Origin of the sequence: Pilosibacter fragilis (assembly GCF_032490495.1) — a bacterium.
Taxonomy (GTDB): domain Bacteria; phylum Bacillota; class Clostridia; order Lachnospirales; family Lachnospiraceae; genus Pilosibacter; species Pilosibacter fragilis.
The window spans coordinates 1-18,884 of record NZ_JAVYJB010000016.1; the positions used below are offsets into that span (position 1 = coordinate 1).

Here is an 18,884-nt window from a genome sequence, read left to right on the forward strand (position 1 = left end):
GAGAAAGAAAAGGTTCGTAGTTAGCATGCGTCCAATTCAGTATCTGGAAGAACTTTTAGAAGCTTAAAAATAGCTGAAAACAGAATTGGTGGTAGACAATCATTCATGCGTTTGTCGTGGTTTTGCCCGCTCCTCCACTGGACATGTTTCCATTCTGATGTTATACTTGTTCTGTTCTCATACAGTTTTCAGGGAGGTTTTTACCATGTCCGAAGAAAAAGATGCAAAAATCCAGGAACTGGAAGCCGAAATTGCCCGTTTAAAGGACGAAAATTCAAAGCTTCAGGAGACCGTCCAGTGGATGCACGACCTGATCTGGAAGATGGTCCGTGAACGCGAGGGACAGAAAGGAGATCCGTCCGATGGTACATACGCTTGTCCCGATGTCCGTGAAAATTAAGATCAAAAATTTTGAGACACCGGCGAGACTAATCAACCATATGGAATTATCCTGCGCAGTCGGCATGGCGTGCCGTCAGGCTTCGCTTCCGTGTCCGGAGGGAACTGCCGGAACAGATCTCAAGGAATTCGTAAAGTCGGTTCCGGACACGATCTATTCGAGTCCTGCCGTTGACGAAAAGCTGAAAGTGCTGATCCGCGATTATATCTACAAAAAGGGCGAGGTTCTGGATGATGATTCTCTGGTCACCCTGAAGCTCGGATATGAAAACACTTAAGTGATCGTGAGGATCCCGAATCATCACGCACTACGATCCAAGTCCGGATCACAGGAAAGGAGTTTGCAGCTATGGATTTTACACCAGCAGAATTTCCAACCACTGGAGTTTCTGAAAAAGAATTCATTGATAAGATGATCGCTCTGGCAAAGGCCGGCGAAGACGAGATGGAGCATTTAAAATGCGTATTCTACACATGGGCTGTTTTTTATGAGGCTGACGAGGAGACCACCAGCGGTATCGCTGAGTTCCTCGCAAATGCGGCTGAGATTGCAGAGAAAGACGCATTTATCAAAAGTCTGACTTGCATTTTATAAGAATTCGCACGTCCGCGCAGTGCAGAGGCTGACTATTTTTTCTCTGCCGTGCTCATATAAAAAGATACCGGCATGACCGCGAAACGCACAGCTCATACCGGTATCTTTTTTTGTTTAACAGGAAGGCACATTCTTTTTTATCTTCATTTATTCTTCAGTGCTGTCCTCTTCCGGGCAGAGATACTCAATCAGAGCGTCCTGCTCTTTTCCGGAAAGGCGGAAGAAACCTTCGCCCACGCAGAGGTAACCGTCCTCAACATAAACTTCGCTGGAATCGAAATACTCGCCCTTAGCGAACTTGCGGTTTAACTCCGCGTTGATCTCGCCATAGTTCTCCACCTGAAGGATCTTGTTTTTCTTCTGCTCGATCTTCATTAAATGATAATATGCTTTCTTTAAATAGTCGCCCCGTTTTTTCATTAGAGTTCTCCTTTACTTTCGTTTCATATTTCTCCCGGCAGTTCTTGGTTCCGGGAAGTGTTCTGTAATTTAAAGTGTAAAGCATGAAAATAATTTTGTCAATCTGTGCTGTTCTCTTTCCAGTATAAATAGCTTTTCATGTAATATTTCGTGTGATACTTTCCCCATTGATATGCACTTTCAAACTTTTATCTGCAGGGATAGCGTTTTGCAAAAAACATACAAACAGGCATAAAATAAGGGAAGTCCTGACTTTTCAAGACTTCCCTTGTCGTGGACCTGAGGGGAATCGAACCCATAACCATAGATTCCTTGAAAGCCCCATAAATAGCGTTTTCCTTTATTTTATGCAGGTTTCACAGGAATGTTATAAGCCTGTTTCTTGCTGTTTTTTCTCCCAAAAACGCTCTTTTTCGCCATTATGCAACACGAAATGCAACACGAATATGCTCTCTTAGATGTCCTGCATTCTTTCCCTATATGAATGTATTCTACATTTTTTGTTAAGGAATCGGCTCTTACTTATGCAGGACACCACCTCTTCCCTACTTTTCTACATACCACACTTCCATCGCACCATTAGTTTTGCTATGCCAACAAGCACCCTGAAGATCTCCGTCCTCCTGGAGATAATACCAGTCTCCAGAGCCGTCAGCCGGATCCACCTGCTTTGTGTCTGGATTCCAGCGGTGCCAGCCGGTCCGGATGTACCCGTTTGCTCCGAAGAGATAATGATGGTGGTTGATCAGACGCCAGTCATTTGTAACCCAGGATCCGTCTTCGTTCTGCCACCACCAGCCGTGCGCGTCGTGCTGCCATCCTTCTACGATCTGTTTTTCTTCCGCCGATGGCCATGTCTTCATGAACTGCTCCGGCGTCTTAAATTTCTTTTTTATCCCGCTCGTCGATGATCCCCAGTCTGGCAACTGGAAATGTGGCTTGTCCACGATGCTCTTCCAGGATCCGCCCCATTCCAGTCCGATCGATACACCGATCGCGCCGACTTTGGAAAAGAATCCATCTTTATCATAATAGGCACCGCAGCCGTCGGCTCTGTAAATATCAAACGCCGTGCCCCACTGATGATAGCTACTATAACTGCTGCCCTTTGCATTTGTGACAATTTTCCCCGGCTTAGTGCGTCCCTGTGCATACAAAGCATCCTGCTCAGCTGTTGTCCGGAGTGTTTCTCCGATCTTGATCTGTAGACCCTGTTCAGCGCATTTACGGATCAGCTCCGCAGCCAGTGTCTGGAGACGCGGATGGCATAATGTAATATCTCGCATAATCTTGTCCTCTTTTCTTTATAATATGAAAAAAGATCAGGATATGTTTTCCTGATCAAAGTTTAATTTTCTGGTATCTTGCAATCTTATTTTGCATATGCTATAATGCCGTTAGGCAAGAAAAGATGTTATATGCCAGTGATGGCAAAGCGAAAACCCCGGAGTGGTCGAGACTCCGGGGTTTTCTTCTCATTTTATGTAGTTGAGCATCTACAGGCTAGTTACCGGCTATTTGTCGCCATCTAACCATTTGATGATGTAGTGGCAAACCACACCAGCCATGACGGCGACAAGAAAAGATGTTATTGTTTCCAATGACGGCACCTCCTTCCTGTCACCAGTTTGGGAGGCGGTAACATTGGCATTATAGCATACAAATCTGTTTCATTCTACATGTTTTGACATTCTTTGTTGCGACGTCGCAACGGTCATATCCCGGACCGTGACGGGAGATAGATGGATCACCTCCTTCTAATCTTTCAGATTTGTTTCATTGCTGCTATCGATTTTATCTTTCAGAACTGCAATGTACTTCATCAGCCACTCTGGAACCCGTGCTCCCATGCGACCGGCGTTTTCAGTGATAGACAAGGCCTCGTTTAATAAGTACCATACTGTTGTCAAAAGGGACAGCATCGCAGACGGCAAATGATATCCGAGATTTCCAGATGTCTTTGCTAAGATGTAATCAATTACAATTGCCACAGTGATCACAAATAAGTATGCGATCTTCTTTGCGATTCCCTTTGCTCCTTTTTTACTGGACCAACCATATGATGTGTCTCCCGGATGATCAATCGCTTCCACCATACTCGCAATCATCCCGCTGATATAGTCAACGACCATTAAAAAGACAAGCAACCCTAACAAATAAAATGTGATTCCCAACTTTTCAGACAAAAAAGCGATTACTCCAGTTGCAAGCAGCTGGATTGTTGTACATGTACCTTTGCTCATTCTCATTTCTCCTTTTGATTTTCTTACTATATTGTATGTTTGTCCGTCAGATTAGTCTGTAGTGTGGTCGCGGCCCCCCGAACTTTCGGTACCGGATCCAGTCATCCAGAATGATCCCGGCCAATGCCACCGGCAGCCACAGCACAAAGTACTGCGGGCAGATCTGCCCCAAGAGGTTGCCCGGAAGCCCACTGTAGTTCCAGACTCCCCAGCCGAGCCACAGATTGACGATGCAGCCGGTCAAGAACTCTAATGTCGTGATTCCGACCGCACCGATGAGGATCTGCTGCCATAACGGCATCTGCCAGGGAATAACCTCGTTGATCAATCCCAGAAATACAAAACAGATCCCACCGAGTAAGAACATGGTCCAGTGGCTCCGGCCGCGCCAGATCAGCTCGATCAATATGTACAGCAGACCTCCAACGTCAAACAGAAACAGGTATTTATTCAGTAACCTGTGGTTCATCTGCATCACCTGCTCTCTCTTTCTCTGTTGCAATATATGCCTTGAGGACATCTGACTGATACTGTTCCGGGACATCTGCACCATAATAGATCTGCTGGATCTCATCCGCTGTCTCACATCCTGCGATCCACATGTTTACGGCATTGCAATAGGTCGTGTGGTAAGATACGTAAGCCATTGCCGTGGATGTGATGATCTGCATATCCTCTGCACTGTAGTATCGGCATGGCTGTCCGTCCGCGTGGTACTCAAGCTCAGTGGTGCCTGCTGCAAGTTGTACCTGCTTACCGAAGAGATTGAGCTGATCATGCTCCGTCAAACTAAAATGCTCCGTGGATCCATCCGTAAGAGTCACATCGACTCCGAAATAGATGGCAGTCTCACATGCCTGACTGATCTCTCGTTTTTTCGCTACCTGCAGCTCTTCCAGAGTCGGCTCATACGGCTCCGGCGGAAGGATTTCGCCACCAGTATCCGGATCCGGTGTCTGGTACACGCTGCCATCATCTGACAGATAGACTGTCTGACCCTCATCGCGATGCACCGTATTCCAGCCAGTTAACACAGCACACTCGATGTCTCCGGACGTGTAAAGTACAATGTCACCGTTCCACTTTGTAGGCGGCGTACAGGCGAAAACGATCTGCAGCACATGCGGTTCGATTGTCTGGATGCTCCTGATCTCGTAGAGCTTACCCTTGACTTTGATTTTTTCCATGATTTTTACCTCCATGATTTATTTTTTTGTATATAAAAAGGACCCTCGCGGATCCTGAATTTTCAAATTTATGTGATTTTTCAATTGACTTTTGTCTCTATGAGTTGATTTTTCTTCTTTCCCTCAATTGTATAGTGAAATGCCAATTATAGGGAAATTCACCAATAAAAAACACAAAGACATCATTAAAATTGGCTCTGTCGTAAACTCTCGCTCTGTCGTATGTGTATTTCCCAGATATAATACCCTTACTACTGTTAGGTGTATATATTCTTCGCTTGAAATTGGTGCTGGAGAAGACCAATTTCAGCTATTAGCATGGGATACCAATACGCAAAACGATTCCACATCCACAAACTTGGAAGGATACTACATTGTAATGCCAATGTTGTCTAAGTAATAGCTTTACTTTCGTTCTCGTAGCTATCAAACATAAGCAGCCATGCCACATATATATGTACATTTGTTCGTGTAGAACCATCAGATTCTGACGGATATTTGGGTACATCCGGATTTAGTATCTTATGGACGCGCACTTCAGTTAACTATGGCTGGTGTATCTTAATATCTGATAATCCCCAAATGGTAGTTTTTGGTCGGAATTCCACTGGATGGCATTGGTATGCGCCGTCGTTGACCGAAGTATCATAGCTTTGTAGCGCTAAAAGTTCCGTTATTACATTTTACGATGCCGCAATCGTTAAAAGCCAAATATAATACTGCTCCGTATTTATGATTACCATATATATAACCGCATACGCAGAAATTATTACTATCAACTAAATTACAAGCAAATACCTGTTTTTCTGGAAAGCTATTCCATAATCCTTTTATGGTTGTAGCATGATTACCTTCTAGATTGGATGTGCCTAATTGGGCTGTAAAAATATTTGGTAAATCATCCTTTGTTGCAGATTCGGCCCAGCCGACCCACGTGTTATTATATTTGGTATTTGTATATATTTTTGACGATGCGTACGGGACAACAATCAAAGATATCCACGAATCACTTAAATAATTTGCAATTATCATACCTCCTCTTGATGACAGAGGTGCATTCGTTGCGCCAGCATCATAGTAATAAAATCCTGATGTCTTTATGCTATACAGATCCGTGATTTTCTTTACAATCGGGATCCCGGAATTACTCAAATTGTTATTTGTGGTATTCAAATCACTATACAATTGAGTGTACAGATCTTTCAGGACCTTCCCCTGCGCCGCCGAAAGCGGGAGCCCAGCATTGTCCGTCACACAGTTGTTGACGATCTGACCGGCGTGGAGGACGAACTGCAGTCCGGCTTTTAAATTTCTGAAGAACTGGAAGAAATTCATCCTCGACTTCATGGCTTCAAGAAAACTTGGGAAGCTGCTAATCCCTTCCACTGTTCCGGAATCATCGAACTCTGGACTTTCAATATCCATAATATCCTGCACTGTTGCAGTTCCGGCCGGATTCACGGTAAGCGTGATCTGTGACGCATTCTGCACTGTGTGCTGAATATTGTATATGTACGCTGACGGGGAGATGTCACTCTGCACCGGCATTTCATCTGGAGTTGTCGCTTGTGTGACAGAAAATAATGTTTCCGCTCCGCCCTCAATCTTGGCATAGAGTCCGATCGTCTCGATTCGATACGTCTGATCCACTCCATCATTATCGAAGCGGACACTCACCTGTGCCACATTTCCGCCCAGTACTTTACTGTCAAATGGCAGCACACTCTGCACCACATCCTGTAGCCCAGTCAGTGCCGGAACATCGGTTCCCACCGGATATGAATAACTTGATGTTTTTGCGCTTGTGAAAATTAAAGGTTTCTCATTCGCTAACGCTTGCGCAATAAGGTTCTGTCCGTTCTCTGTTACAATGGCCGCTCTATATACTCCCATCGTTTTTTCCTCCTATTCGTTCGATATTGTCTGAATCTTGGTGCCTGATACCGCTCCACCTGTATTTGCCGCCTCTTCGATGTCATAAACGGTATGTCTGTAAATTGTCTGTACAAATACCCGTGAAACGGCTCCTGCTGCGTACAGGCGGCACGGAACACGGTTTGTTGTCTGCTGATTGGCAAGGATCTGAATGTGAGCTGGAACAACATCCCACAAAAGATCATAAAGAAGGTCGATCGCCCCGTAACAGTCTGATGTAACTTTTATCTTCAGCTTACAAGCTGCTGAATCAACGGACATCTCATATCCGTCTTCCCCGTACAGCTCCGTGAGCTTGTCTCTCAGAAATTCAATGGAAAAGGGAACGATCGTGTTGTATTTCTGCAGTACCCGTGCTCTCCGGTATTCCATCGTGTCTCCAAAACGATACGTGATCCCCAGGAGCTTTTCATAATACGCAATCGTCTCCTCATCACAGGTTGCGATGTAATTGTTGTCCTTCACCTTCTCGCTTGTTTCATCAAGCTTGTCAAGACTGTATCCATGTGCTTTTAATATCTCTCTGAATTCGATGATTGGCCGGAAGTATTCCGGCAACTGTCCTCTTAAAGTTTCTTCCGCTCTACTCACCGTTGATCACCACCGTCCCCAGTACCGGCACCTGCTGCAATGCAGATGTCTCTGTAAGCTTCAGATCTCCGCTGACGCCGTTGATCTTTACATTGGACACATTGACAACATCCTGGATCGTCAGGATGGAATAGATGATCCTGGACGCGTAGACTGTGACCGCATACGTGATCTGATGGGATTTTATAGCATCTCCCCATGCTTTACAGAGCGTATCCAGATATTCCTGAATCTTCTGCCTGATCTGATTTTTATAGGTTTCAACACCGTTCGGCATCGTCTCTACAAAATCAATGTCACATGTAATATTTAAAGTCAGCGCTGTCCCCGTTGTGATCGTCACAGCCGCGCCGATCGGTGCGATCCCATATCCGTCTGCGGATGGTGCGCTGCCGCCATCTTCCGGCGGGCAGATGATATTCTGAACCTTCTGGACTGTAGCCGGAAGAGCCGGCCGGAGATCATCCCCGAGGATACTGCAGAGAACAGTCCCGCCGCCCTTCCATGCCGGATATACCTGCACAGCTCCGACTCCTTCGATGGAAAGGATCTCATTTTTGTAAGAGGAGATATTTCCGCCGAATGCAGCGACATCAAACGTCTCATAGAACCGGCTTCTCAGCGCTTCATCTGTCTCCTCTTCCGTTCCGGCCATGATGATATCTCCCAGAACTGCGGATGTAAGATTTTCCACCGGCGTGATTGGAAGCAGATCCCCGGAATAGTTGTTTCCGGATGTTCCCGCATCCTTGCACTGCATCGCATAGACATATTCCGTTCCACCTCCGGAGATCCGATCTCCGGTCACGAAGATCTGGGAATCCGCCCCGTTGATCGTCTTGAATTCCGATCCGGATGGAACTGCGGTGTTAAAGGTTCCTTTCCGGACGGCGGCCGTGGCCTGTTTCCTGGTAAGTCCTCTGGTCTGAACGATCTTATCCAGGCAGTCACCGACTGCTGTGGCCGGATAGGCGTTATCCTGGATCTGTTTTAAGATCATGTAAACCCCTTCCAGATACCAGGCCGCCGCTCCGATCGCAGTCTGGATCATACTGCCTTCCCTGGTATCGATATTGGGATCCACCTGATCCAGCATTTCTTTCTGAATCGCTTCCCTTGTATATCCACTGAAATCGATCACACACTCACCTCCTCCGTCAATGTTCCATATACCGTTTTCACATCAAAGCTGCAGCTCAGCTCTCCCGGTACTTTTTCCGTAAACACAAAATTTTCAACCGCAAGGATCCGGCTGTCTCCGGAAAATGCATCTTCGATCCGGCGGGGAAGTTCACTCTCGATATAATCCCGTTCTTCTCCCACCAGGCTCTCCAATTCACTCCCGAAATCAGACGAATAGATCTGCCACCGGAACCGCTCATTCTGAAGGATGATCTCCACAGCCTGACGCATTGCAGGAAGTCCCTCGTCCATGCCGGCAATCTGTTTCGATGACCAGTCGATCAGGAATGTCCTTGTCGGTTTTTCCACATACTGCAGGGTCACATCGAGCCCCACACCTTCCGGTAATACTGCCATGATGACCTCCTTATGTAATCTTTGATAATACAATAAACTGCTGCCCTTTTTGCACACGGAGCAGAAGGACCTTGTCTCCCGCCTTTAACCCTTCCGTAACCGTTACGGTTCCGCCGGCGCCGCCCTTCACCTGTTCCGTCCGCTCGATGACGTTGCTTGTCAGGATCAGCGCATTCCCGGAGATCGGCGGCAGGGAAGTATCTGTCTGGATCGTGAGCGGAGAGGTCTTTATGACGGTCCCTGTAGCCTTGTCCGTCATTTTTATCGCATTCACATAGTTTTTTACGATCTCCTGAATAACTCCAAGAAGTTCCGTCGTCATACGATGCTCACACCTCCCAGCTGTTCAAATGATTTCACTTCGATCTGCATGGTATGGTCCTCTCCTTCCCATTTCTGCGTCACCTTCTCAGCGAGAAGCAGTCTGGAAACAGCGAGGTCCTCAATATCTCCGATCTTGACCGGAAGGATCATACCGGCACGAATTTCCGGAATTCCGATAGCTTCCAGCTTCAACGTCTGAAGAACCCGGTTGTAATACTGGAGATATGCCTCACACATCTTGTCGATCTGCGCTTCATTCAGGTTCTCATCCACCTCATCATAATACTGGAGCAGTCCCCACTTTTTGATGGTATCGGTGTCTTCATGTACGTACACGTCAGTGCGTCCGCTCTTTTCGTTCTTCCGTACGAGCTTCACACGGTTATAGGTATCTGAGTCGATATCACGCTTATACGTGTAATCTGTCACCAGACTGCCATCTCCTACCATTGTGTTCGTAAACCAGTTTTTCGCCTCCACAAGCGTCAATTCTCCGGCTTTATCGTACAGAATGAAGATCTTTCCGGTCTGAACGATCGTCTCTGACAGCGCGTCGAATATAATGTTCAGACAGTCTTCATCTTCTTTCAAGAACGTCGGGAACACATATCCGGTTTTCTCCAGTGTTCCAACCGTCAAGCCAAAATCTCCGGCGATCCGGGTGAGGATCTGTTCAAAGCTCATGTTGTCGAGGGAATAGCTGGCATTTGACTTCAAATATCGAAGCTGATCATAAGCGGTATAAGAAGTCTCCCCATCCCGCGTCCGCTCGATCGTAAATACGAACCCTTTAAACAGCTTCATGCCATTCACCAGGTACTCCACGGAGCTTCCCTCCGGGATCCCGATTGAGCCATCCTCAAGACAGGTAAATTTCAGCTTTCCGGGAGAATCCATCCGGTTTGTCGTGAATTCGATCTCCCGGACCACCTCTATGTATTCCATGATCGTCAGCTGTTCCGATCCATCCGGCGCCTTTCCCCTGATCTGAATCTGCAGTGATTTTTCCATTGCTCATCACCCCGTAATCTGCAGCTGGCTTTCCTGTACCCATCCATAGGATCCGACATGGACCGGATATGGATTTCCGGAAACGATCCGCGTCACCGTAGTGCTCAGGTTGTTTGCCGTTCCATGTGGTCTCCCCCCATAGCTGTCATAGCAGTATTCCCCGTTTACGATCACCGCGGCACCGACACGAAGAACCGGGGATTCCACCGCCCTCGGAGTCTCTGTAGACGCCTCGGCGCTTGCCTGCCCTGCGGCCGGAGTCTTTAAGATCGAGACGACCTTCGGTGCATGGGAACGATACTCCTGCAATTCCAGGCTGTAATAGATATCTTTGGGTTCCCCGCCCTTATCCTTCGTCTCAAAGTTTGAAACAATACATTTCATATTGGTGTCGGATCCTCCGGACCTTGTAATGATCAGCCGGCAGATCTGCTTTTTCTTCAATGCATTTTCAAAGTATTTCAGATAATAGGATGGTGCTTTTGCCCCGCTGTTCACATATACAGCACTCCGATCTCCCGGGAAAAAGGATTCCCAGGATACCTCTTTTAAAGATGGCTTCCTGGGAACCACGATCTCACCCACACCGATGACATCATACGTTTTATGGTCTGTCGGATTTTTTATTTCAATCTCTTCCGGGTTTACCGGGAGTTTTATCTTCTTTCCGGCAAATACCAGATAGATCGAACATCTGATTTTTAATTTTGCCATGAACACACTCCTTTCATCATCCGTGCGATACCGATGTCTGGGAGTTCATCTGCTCGATGAGCATCTTCCGGATATAATCCGTGACATCATCAGCCGTCAGATTTCCTCCGGCGGATTCCGGAACCGTCACATGGATCTCAGGTGCCAGAGTCTTTAATTCGATTTTGTTCATATACCGGCGTTCCGCAAGATCCCGGTAGATCTTCAGGTCTTCATCCGACAGCTTGATATCATCCACCTTGCCGACTTTTCCAACCTTTGCAACATTGTCAATATTTCCATTTCCGAGTCCCGAAAGGTCCAGATCACCAAAGCTCCCCGCAAGTTTTCCGATATCAAGATCCAGGTTATCCAGTTTGGAGCCGAGATTTGCACCATAGTTTCCCCATTCTGCCGCTGTAGCACCGATATCAAGGTTTGCCATCCGCTTAATCTGGATTGCATTCTCTCCAAAGGTATCGTCTACCCAGCCAGATAGTTTTCCACGGAAGCCACTCACAGCCCCCTGAAGATGAGAACCTGTCAGTGCATCGATCGCACCTGCCACAGTTTCTACCATACTGAGGATCGTATCCAATGCATTCGAAAACAGATGTGCAATAGCAGCAACCGGATCGTTAAATACATTCGCGAAGAACTCTGCAAACGAAGCGATCACATTCCAGAGTGTGGCAAATACATTGTAGCCAACTGCATAGATCATTCCGAATACCTGTCCGACCCAGCCGCCGACTTCCTGCATCCCGATTCCAAACTGCTGTGCTGCGATCAATGCTCCCGCAAACAACGCCAAAAGAAGCAGAAGCGGCCAGTTCGAGGCCGCCCACGAAGCCATGTGAATTCCTGCCGCCGCGGCACTTCCAAGCGCCGCCTGGATCGCCTGAGCCTTTACAAACAGGAATCCCACTCCCACGGCCGCCAGGATCGGAAGGATCATATCCATGTTGTCGGCAACAAAGAGCGCCGCTGATCCGATCCCTGACAGGGCATCCGTTCCGACTTGAGCCATCACGGACAGCAGCGAGATCGCTTCCCCGAGGATCTCCTGCCCCTGATCCGTCTGAATAAAGTCGTTCCAGGACTGTGCCATCTGCTTTACTTCATGCTGGACGATATTCTGCGCCTGCGTCATCGCATCCGATAGCGTCATCGGGATCGATGCAAACTTCTGATTCGTCTGATCCGCCATATCAAGCAGCGCATTTTTTACGACCGAAGCTGTAACCTTTCCGTCTTCTGCATACTGCTTGATGGATCCGGACGCCCATCCCATACTCTCCTCGATGGTCCTGGCAATTCCCGGAGCCGCCGCCAGGATGGAGTTTAAGTTCTGACCTCGCAGGACACCAGCCGCCATCGCCTGGGTAAGCTGCACCATCGCATTGCTCTGTTCCTGAGCCGACGCACCGCCGATCTTGAACTGCTTATTCACCTGCTCCGTGAATGCAATCAGCTCCTGGTTCGAAGAGAATGCATTTCCGGCATTCAGTCCCATCTTTCCGACTGCGTCTGCCGTATCGGAATAAGCCGCTTTGGAACGCAGTGCCGACTGATAGATCATCTCACTCAGTTCATTCGTTGTCTGAAAGCCGTCGTTCATGAGGTTTAAACGGGCGTTGATCTGAGCCTGGGTGTCAGAGAAATCCAGGAAACTACGAACCAGTGTTGTCACACCGGCGGCCGCGGCAATCCTCTTGATCGTACTCAGGAGTTTGCCCGCTTGGTCATTTGTCTTCTGTGTCTCTCGTCCCAGACGTGACTGGTTTTCGATCGTATCGATCAATGCGGGATTGCCTTCCTTGATTGCTGCTGTCATCTGGTCAAAACTTTTTCCGCTGATACTGTTGGCAGCGTCTCCCAATACCTGAAGGGCAGCTCCCTGTTCCTGGATTTTTCCGCTGAGTTCCGTGATCTTTTGATCCAGGGTATTAAACCCGGCTGCCGCAACCGCATTGGAAGACTGCCCCATCATATTGATGGAGTTGTTGATCCTTTCAGTTGCTCCCACTGCTGACTCACCAAGCGTTAAGAACCGGGTGAATGCAGCCGTAAATTCATCCGTCAAAACAAGAGATTCCTGTATTTTACCCATTCACACCACCTCCTCACTTGTTCTTCATCTCTTCCGACAACCGATCCATCATTGTAAACATAAGAATCTTTTCCCTCAATGGCCGTTTCTCAAAGTCTTCCGGGAAGATTCCAAGGGAGACAAAAGCAAAATAGCTTGTTTCTGTCTCCCAGTCTCCTCCCTCTAAAAGTTTTTTGCGGCATTCTTCAGCTCGCTTGCCATCTTGACATCGTTGATCTCAGAAACCGCATCCATGACAAGATTCTTTTCCCCGATCGTGAACATGAGGCCCGGCACCTCTGTCGGGTCCATGACACCGTAAAAACTGCAAAGTTCTGCATCCTTGAGATTCGGTGTCTCCATGCAGGTCACGATCATCTCATCTATATAAGTCGCATTGTTAAAAACACCTTTTACAGTGTTTCTTTTTACGATCCTATCATTTTCCTTCGGTGTGATCGCCTTCACAATGAACGGGATCTTCTCCCCTTTCTCATCCTTAAAGTTTTCCAGATAAAACTCTTTCGTCTTTCCGGCCGGAACCGGTCTTAAGTATGCTCCTAAATTTCCCATGATCTTTCCTCCTATTTTCCTAACTGTGACGGCTGGCTGTTAAATGATTTCAGTACCTCAAAATCGCTGAATGTGAACTCGATATCGATCTGAAGGCTCTCCGCAGAATCATCCAGGATCGCGATCGGAATCTTCTTTAAGATGACGTTATAGAGCACAACGGTCTGGGTCCCCAGCGAAGATGCTGGATCATCGTTCGTGATCTGGAAGTTGATCGTCGGGAACTTTCCGGTCCTCTTAAACTCGGATAACAATTTTAAAAAGGTCGGGGTTCCATAATAGATCGTAGCCGATCCGGAATACTTTAATCCTTTGACCTTTTCCTGTTCTGTCAGCGCTCCGACAACCTTAAACTCACCCGTCTGGACCTCAGCGTTGGAGTTAAATTTCTTCAGTCCAAACAGAAGCTCATTGCTTCCATTGATCACAGTAAACGCTTTTCCGGCCGCGCCGCGGTAGGAATCCTGCGCAAGTAAATATCCTTCATTTGCCATTCTTTACACCTCCTTATTCGCTGTCAGAATTGGCGGATACATTGACGGTCATGTAGATCTTCTCGATGCTGTCCACCGGCTGGATCGCCACGTTTACAACAACGGCATCGATCTCGTTTCCGGCCAGGACTTCCACATCATCCGGGACAAAGTTCTGCACGCCTCCGTTTGCCTGCATCTCATTCAGATATCCGACGATCCAGCCTTTTAAAAGGTTTCTTCCATCGTCGTTGTTGTTGGTCTTCCCGATGTAGTACAGCGAGAACTGTTTATACACATCGTTACAGAACTGATTTAAGACACGCATCACGCGGTTCTTCGCAAAACATTTCTGTTTATCCACGGTGAAGCTGGTCAGCGTGTTGATATCCGTGCAAACTTTGACCGCATCAAAGGTATCAATGAACACGAGCTTGCCCTTTTGAATGGCTTCCTCGATCTCCGTATCGGTCAGCTTCGGACTTGCCTCCACTGCATTCGGATATCTGGAATATGTCAGGGACTGATTATACGGAGCACCTGCCTCCGCTCCGCCAAGCCACCAGGTTACCTGCTGCGGAGTCAGCACTGTACCATCAGAGAGCTTAACGCCGTTTCCGACCGAGATCACCCACTCGGTATTGCTGTCCTCTGCTCCGGCCATGACGGCCTGGCACTTCCGACCGACACGCTCAGAAATCCGCTTTACAAAGGACGCATATGCTTCGAGCACAACCGACTCTGTCCCGTCGTACACCACGATATCGAACGTGTATTTTTCCAATGCTGTCAGGAATGCGGAATAATCTGCATTAGCGACCGTCGGATCCACACCGCCACTCAGAGCTGTTCCGGCTGTCTCCGTGAACGTGTTTCCGGTTCCCGAGAATGTTACCCAGGCATTCGCAGAAAGTGCAGAAAGTGCAGTTACTGTCTGTTCATCCACTGTCCGTCCATCCACGACCGTAGATACCACATAGGTTCCGCCTGTGTCCGGATCTTCCTGGACGATCATCGTGATATCATTTCCGCGGATGCCTTCATACAGTGCTGTCACCGATAAGGCACCGATCGTTCCGGATGCCTTGACGCCGCCGGTTCCCTTCGGACGATATAACAGGATCTTGATCGGCCCCGGTATGGTATCGCTGCCCTTCATCATTTCCTTAAGGAATAACGCTTTCTCATTTGTGACATCATAGCCGATATACGGAGTCAGGTCTTCTCCCGGAATGATCGTCTGAATGACCTCACAGGGTCCCCAGGAAAGCGGCTCTGCGATCGCCACAATTCCCTTTTCTCCGATACTTGCAGAAAGATTCCCGCTTGATTTCGTATTGATATACACGCCCGGCCGGACCTTATTCTGACTCATCCATGTTCCACCTGCCATGTTTTATCTGCCTCCTTTCAAAGCTGTCTCCAGGGCGTCAACCGCCTCAGAGATCGTGTATTCCGGTTCCTTCAGGATCACCCTGGCGAAATCCGGCTGATATGCCGCAAGACGGCGGCTTTTTAAAAGTTTCTCTGTGGAGTACTTCTTTTCCTCCGTTTTCTTAGTCGTTTTCTTTGATACCGACATTGTTCTCCTCCATCTCCTGCATCAGGTTTTCCGTTTCTTCCACCAGTATCCGCGTCCGGATATGGAACTGGTAATGCAGCTCTTCATCTTCAATATTCCACTGCTGATCATACACCGGAACCGGAACGCTCTTTCCGCTGCCGTCTGTGTATGGGAACGGATCCAGATTCCGGTCCAGAAACTCCGCGATCTCATGGATCTTCCGGTTTCCATTTACCAGGTTCCGCTGCTGTACAAAGACAAGATCCACGCCGAGATCACGGAAATAGTGGTTTCCCACATGCTCCTCGATCGTGGACGGCATGCAGAAAAGAAAGAAGCAGGGAAAACTCGTTCCCTGCTGGTTTGGGCTGTCATATACCGGATAGTCCGGATATGCTCCGGTAAGCATACCGGCCAGGCTGTCGATCACATGATGTAAGGAAAAGATCATTTGAACGCCTCCTCTACCCGTTTTTCCAGTTCCGTCCGGACCACATCCCGGTATCTTCCGATTCCTGCCTCTTTCATGTATTTCCCCTGCACATAGCTCGTTTTGGTTCCGACCATGATACCGCCGGATCCATCCGGACTCCGCTCCAAGAGATTCCCATTGATGATCAGACCCGGAACGAAATGTTTATCGACCCGGTGTCCGTCATTCACATAGGATGCGTACTGCATGTTGTTATTGAGTTCCGTCCGGACACTGCCGCCTGTCACGACCGGCGTTGTCACGCTGTCAGTCGCCCAGTGCTGTGCCATCTGACCGCTTCGCATGTTGGTGCCGGCCAGTGTTCCGTCATTCGGCGGGGTCTTCTCTGCGGCCACACGGACCGCCTCGATCGTAGCGCCTTCCGCGACTTCTGCCATGATCTTCGGGACATTCTCCCCGGCTCTTCTCAGTTCATCCAGGCGTTTTCTCATCTGGCTTCCGAAGCTTGACATCTGTTCACCTCCCGGATCCGATCAGGTTTTCTCTTAAGAGTGTCACCTCTTTATGTTCCAGACCTGTGAGCGCACCGCCGATCGGATCGTAATAAACCTGCGGTGGTCCGGCGAGATACCGTTCCGGCTCGTTTGCATGACCGGTATTTCCCCCGCGGATCACATACAACTCATCTCCGGCCTGAATGTCCACAGAAAGATCACAGGAGAGTTTATCCTCTCCTCTGATCCTGGCGGCATTGTCGGTGGTGCTCGGGCTCCCGGTTCCTGTGTGGTATACGCGGCACGGGATCTTCTCCGCAACCTTTTTCCGTTCCTGCCTGGAAATACTTCCATCCTTCACAGCAACTACTCGGAAAACGTCCATAAGATCCGTGTACCAGCCTTCAAAAATCGGATTATCAAATAACATACATGCCTCCCATCCCCACCAAGCGGGCGAGTGTTGCAAGCTGCTGGCCGTACTGTGTGGCGTTCCAGCTGCCCCACTTCTCCGTTCCGATCGTCACCGCGGAATTGTCATAGCTGACAGATGTGTCTCCCATAGTGGCACTCTTAATGACTCCTGCGGGCTGTGCCTTTGCGGCTGCCTGTGCCGCCCCGGAAGACTCCGGAGCGTATGTCTTTAAGTACATCGCCGCAAAATGCGCCAGGTAAAGCCCCGCGGCGTAACGCCACATGCTTCCCCAGCGCGATGGAAGGACACTGTCATTGACCTGTTCCAGAAACATCTGAAGAATCCCCTGCGGAAGAAGATCCTGAATTTCGGGATCCCCATCATTCTCTGGAGTGACTTTCTTCGTAAACTGCGGGAAGTCTTCCCGGAACATCTCTTCCGTGTAAGCTCCCCGCTCTCCCGGCTGTATAAGGTTCGCCGCCTGCTCTTTTGCCGCCTGAAACTTTGCTGTCATCGGGTTTGTGCTTCCATACGGCCACATAGGCATCACTCTTTCTTTGTACTCTTCGCTTTTACAGACTTCTTAGCCTCTTCCTCCGCCGCAGGTTTCTCAGTGTCAGGACGGATGTCATATTCTGCTGCCTGCTCTGCCGCCGCATCATCTGCCTTATAGAGCTCCTTGTCTTTGGTACCGCCCGGAACCGCAATATTACCGCCGACGATCGCTCTCTGGACGAGCTCACTCTCTGCGACATCCTCCGGGATCTCTCCGATATAATCCTTTTCGATCCGGTAAAACGAGCCATCGGCCCGTCTCACCAGATAATTTCTTTTCGCTATAATAAACATGTGTTCCCTCCTTAAATTCCGTCTACATAGAGCATGGTCTGGTCGTAGAACATCTCTACCTCGGACAGGTTTCCGGCATAGGCAGTGTCAAAGCAGAAGTCATTAGTGTTGGAGCTTGTCATGGCTCTCGTCAGCGGTACCAGCTCATCCATCGCAAGGAAACGTTCCTCATTGCGATAGACCACCATACGATCCACCCCTGCATCTCCGGCTCCCTTGCACCACTTTGTTGCTGCGATCACAAGATCGGATCCGTTCTGCTTGGCAACGTTGTTCTCGAGCAGGAAGGTTAAGATCGTCTTTTCTGCCAGATCTGTCACCTTTGTGGTTGCGAGATAATTGAACTGCTCATACGGCATGATGATATGGTTCGGAATCGCTGCATTATCGTTCTCGGAGGCATTCCACGCTAAGAGGATCGCCTCGTTGATGTCCTTTAAAATCTGATCCGGCGTCTTGTCCTTGAACTTTGTACTGGATGTCGTTGCGCCATTGGATGCCGCGTTTGTTACGGTGACATCCGGATTGTTTAACAAGCCTGTGGTGCCAAATCTGGAAAATCCCACGTAGGTATTCTCATCCATGTGTTTGTCGTAAGTCAGGCGCAGGCCGTCACGAAGGAGACTGTCCATGTTGCGTCCGGTCATATTGCCACGCTGCAGATCGACCCACATCACACGGGTACCTGCGGCAACCATATGAGTTTTATACTGTCCTTTCGAGAAGTCTGCCTGCACCATCGGGATCCCGTTCGCGCCGCCGGAATGCATCAGGTTATCCCCGGAGCCTCCAGTGATGCCGTAACCCACCTGCATCGCGGAAACAAACTCTGCCCAGCCGCCGCCAACACGGATCGGGATATCTCTTGCGTATGTGAAGCTTGTGAGCGGTGTCCGAACGAGCGTATCACGCTTCTCAAGCTCAGCCGTGAGGAACGCCTGTCCGGAGGCAATTCCGGCAGCGTCCATTGTAAATGCACCTGCGTTTGCAGTTCCGGCAGAGCCGCTCACCGCTTTATCTAAGTTGTATGTACCTACATTCTTAAATGCCATGT

At 48.6% G+C, this 18,884-nt stretch carries 26 protein-coding genes; 3 read left to right on the forward strand and 23 right to left on the reverse strand.

The window, feature by feature from the left end:
- Positions 1–205 precede the first annotated feature (205 nt).
- From ABCW45_RS13420 to ABCW45_RS13430, 3 genes are all read left to right on the forward strand, one after another.
- Entirely contained in the window at positions 206–400 is a 195-nt protein-coding gene (locus ABCW45_RS13420; protein WP_015554706.1) for a hypothetical protein, read from the forward strand.
- Positions 363–677: a DUF3837 domain-containing protein gene (locus ABCW45_RS13425; RefSeq protein ID WP_015554707.1), complete on the forward strand. Its 315-nt coding sequence runs from the start codon at positions 363–365 to the stop codon at positions 675–677. The genes ABCW45_RS13420 and ABCW45_RS13425 overlap by 38 nt, the downstream gene beginning before the upstream one ends.
- A gap of 71 nt (positions 678–748) precedes the next feature.
- Positions 749–994 (forward strand): hypothetical protein, encoded by a 246-nt coding sequence (locus tag ABCW45_RS13430; RefSeq protein WP_015554708.1) that lies wholly within the window; start codon positions 749–751, stop codon positions 992–994.
- A gap of 147 nt (positions 995–1,141) precedes the next feature.
- Here ABCW45_RS13430 and ABCW45_RS13435 read toward each other — a convergent pair whose 3' ends face one another.
- The 23 genes from ABCW45_RS13435 to ABCW45_RS13545 form a co-directional block, all read right to left on the reverse strand.
- A complete protein-coding gene (locus tag ABCW45_RS13435) occupies positions 1,142–1,414 on the reverse strand; it encodes a hypothetical protein (RefSeq protein WP_015554709.1) in 273 nt (90 codons plus the stop codon).
- 545 nt (positions 1,415–1,959) lie between these two features.
- Positions 1,960–2,700 (reverse strand): M15 family metallopeptidase, encoded by a 741-nt coding sequence (locus tag ABCW45_RS13440; RefSeq protein WP_015554759.1) that lies wholly within the window; start codon positions 2,698–2,700, stop codon positions 1,960–1,962.
- 471 nt (positions 2,701–3,171) lie between these two features.
- A complete protein-coding gene (locus ABCW45_RS13445) occupies positions 3,172–3,657 on the reverse strand; it encodes a phage holin family protein (protein WP_015554760.1) in 486 nt (161 codons plus the stop codon).
- A gap of 46 nt (positions 3,658–3,703) precedes the next feature.
- The gene (locus tag ABCW45_RS13450) at positions 3,704–4,126 is read right to left on the reverse strand and encodes a putative ABC transporter permease (RefSeq protein WP_425518611.1); all 423 of its coding nucleotides are present in this window, start codon (positions 4,124–4,126) and stop codon (positions 3,704–3,706) included.
- A complete protein-coding gene (locus tag ABCW45_RS13455; RefSeq protein ID WP_343221012.1) occupies positions 4,104–4,844 on the reverse strand; it encodes a DUF4376 domain-containing protein in 741 nt (246 codons plus the stop codon). Before ABCW45_RS13455 ends, ABCW45_RS13450 begins: the two co-directional genes overlap by 23 nt.
- Positions 4,845–5,489: 645 nt before the next feature.
- Complete coding sequence (locus ABCW45_RS13460; RefSeq protein WP_343221013.1) at positions 5,490–6,737, reverse strand: pyocin knob domain-containing protein; 1,248 nt, start codon at positions 6,735–6,737, stop codon at positions 5,490–5,492.
- Between the two features lie 12 nt (positions 6,738–6,749).
- The gene (locus tag ABCW45_RS13465) at positions 6,750–7,370 is read right to left on the reverse strand and encodes a putative phage tail protein (protein ID WP_343221014.1); all 621 of its coding nucleotides are present in this window, start codon (positions 7,368–7,370) and stop codon (positions 6,750–6,752) included.
- Positions 7,363–8,511 carry a baseplate J/gp47 family protein gene (locus ABCW45_RS13470; protein ID WP_343221015.1) on the reverse strand — a complete coding sequence of 383 codons (1,149 nt, stop codon included), beginning with the start codon at positions 8,509–8,511 and terminating at the stop codon, positions 7,363–7,365. The genes ABCW45_RS13465 and ABCW45_RS13470 overlap by 8 nt, the downstream gene beginning before the upstream one ends.
- A complete protein-coding gene (locus tag ABCW45_RS13475; RefSeq protein ID WP_118322449.1) occupies positions 8,508–8,909 on the reverse strand; it encodes a DUF2634 domain-containing protein in 402 nt (133 codons plus the stop codon). The genes ABCW45_RS13470 and ABCW45_RS13475 overlap by 4 nt, the downstream gene beginning before the upstream one ends.
- 10 nt (positions 8,910–8,919) lie before the next feature.
- Positions 8,920–9,231: a DUF2577 domain-containing protein gene (locus ABCW45_RS13480; RefSeq protein WP_343221016.1), complete on the reverse strand. Its 312-nt coding sequence runs from the start codon at positions 9,229–9,231 to the stop codon at positions 8,920–8,922.
- Positions 9,228–10,244 (reverse strand): XkdQ/YqbQ family protein, encoded by a 1,017-nt coding sequence (locus tag ABCW45_RS13485; RefSeq protein ID WP_343221017.1) that lies wholly within the window; start codon positions 10,242–10,244, stop codon positions 9,228–9,230. Before ABCW45_RS13485 ends, ABCW45_RS13480 begins: the two co-directional genes overlap by 4 nt.
- 6 nt (positions 10,245–10,250) lie before the next feature.
- Positions 10,251–10,958 (reverse strand): hypothetical protein, encoded by a 708-nt coding sequence (locus tag ABCW45_RS13490; RefSeq protein ID WP_343221018.1) that lies wholly within the window; start codon positions 10,956–10,958, stop codon positions 10,251–10,253.
- Positions 10,959–10,974: 16 nt separating this feature from the next.
- A complete protein-coding gene (locus ABCW45_RS13495; protein ID WP_343221019.1) occupies positions 10,975–13,050 on the reverse strand; it encodes a tape measure protein in 2,076 nt (691 codons plus the stop codon).
- Between the two features lie 162 nt (positions 13,051–13,212).
- Positions 13,213–13,602, reverse strand: coding sequence for a phage tail assembly chaperone (locus ABCW45_RS13500; RefSeq protein WP_343221020.1), 390 nt, complete (start codon positions 13,600–13,602; stop codon positions 13,213–13,215).
- An 11-nt stretch (positions 13,603–13,613) separates the two neighbouring features.
- Positions 13,614–14,096, reverse strand: a complete 483-nt coding sequence (locus tag ABCW45_RS13505) for a phage tail tube protein (protein WP_343221021.1) — start codon at positions 14,094–14,096, stop codon at positions 13,614–13,616.
- A gap of 13 nt (positions 14,097–14,109) precedes the next feature.
- The gene (locus ABCW45_RS13510) at positions 14,110–15,468 is read right to left on the reverse strand and encodes a phage tail sheath family protein (RefSeq protein WP_343221022.1); all 1,359 of its coding nucleotides are present in this window, start codon (positions 15,466–15,468) and stop codon (positions 14,110–14,112) included.
- A 3-nt stretch (positions 15,469–15,471) separates the two neighbouring features.
- Positions 15,472–15,657 (reverse strand): hypothetical protein, encoded by a 186-nt coding sequence (locus ABCW45_RS13515; RefSeq protein WP_118322441.1) that lies wholly within the window; start codon positions 15,655–15,657, stop codon positions 15,472–15,474.
- Complete coding sequence (locus ABCW45_RS13520) at positions 15,632–16,090, reverse strand: phage tail terminator family protein (protein WP_343221023.1); 459 nt, start codon at positions 16,088–16,090, stop codon at positions 15,632–15,634. The genes ABCW45_RS13515 and ABCW45_RS13520 overlap by 26 nt, the downstream gene beginning before the upstream one ends.
- Positions 16,087–16,584, reverse strand: coding sequence for an HK97 gp10 family phage protein (locus tag ABCW45_RS13525; RefSeq protein WP_144364530.1), 498 nt, complete (start codon positions 16,582–16,584; stop codon positions 16,087–16,089). Before ABCW45_RS13525 ends, ABCW45_RS13520 begins: the two co-directional genes overlap by 4 nt.
- 4 nt (positions 16,585–16,588) lie before the next feature.
- Positions 16,589–16,996, reverse strand: coding sequence for a hypothetical protein (locus tag ABCW45_RS13530; RefSeq protein WP_343221024.1), 408 nt, complete (start codon positions 16,994–16,996; stop codon positions 16,589–16,591).
- Positions 16,986–17,522, reverse strand: coding sequence for a DUF4054 domain-containing protein (locus ABCW45_RS13535; RefSeq protein WP_117484098.1), 537 nt, complete (start codon positions 17,520–17,522; stop codon positions 16,986–16,988). Before ABCW45_RS13535 ends, ABCW45_RS13530 begins: the two co-directional genes overlap by 11 nt.
- Before the next feature lie 5 nt (positions 17,523–17,527).
- Positions 17,528–17,830, reverse strand: coding sequence for a hypothetical protein (locus ABCW45_RS13540; RefSeq protein WP_120040506.1), 303 nt, complete (start codon positions 17,828–17,830; stop codon positions 17,528–17,530).
- A gap of 11 nt (positions 17,831–17,841) precedes the next feature.
- A complete protein-coding gene (locus ABCW45_RS13545) occupies positions 17,842–18,882 on the reverse strand; it encodes a DUF2184 domain-containing protein (protein WP_343221025.1) in 1,041 nt (346 codons plus the stop codon).
- Between the last annotated feature and the right edge of the window lie 2 nt (positions 18,883–18,884).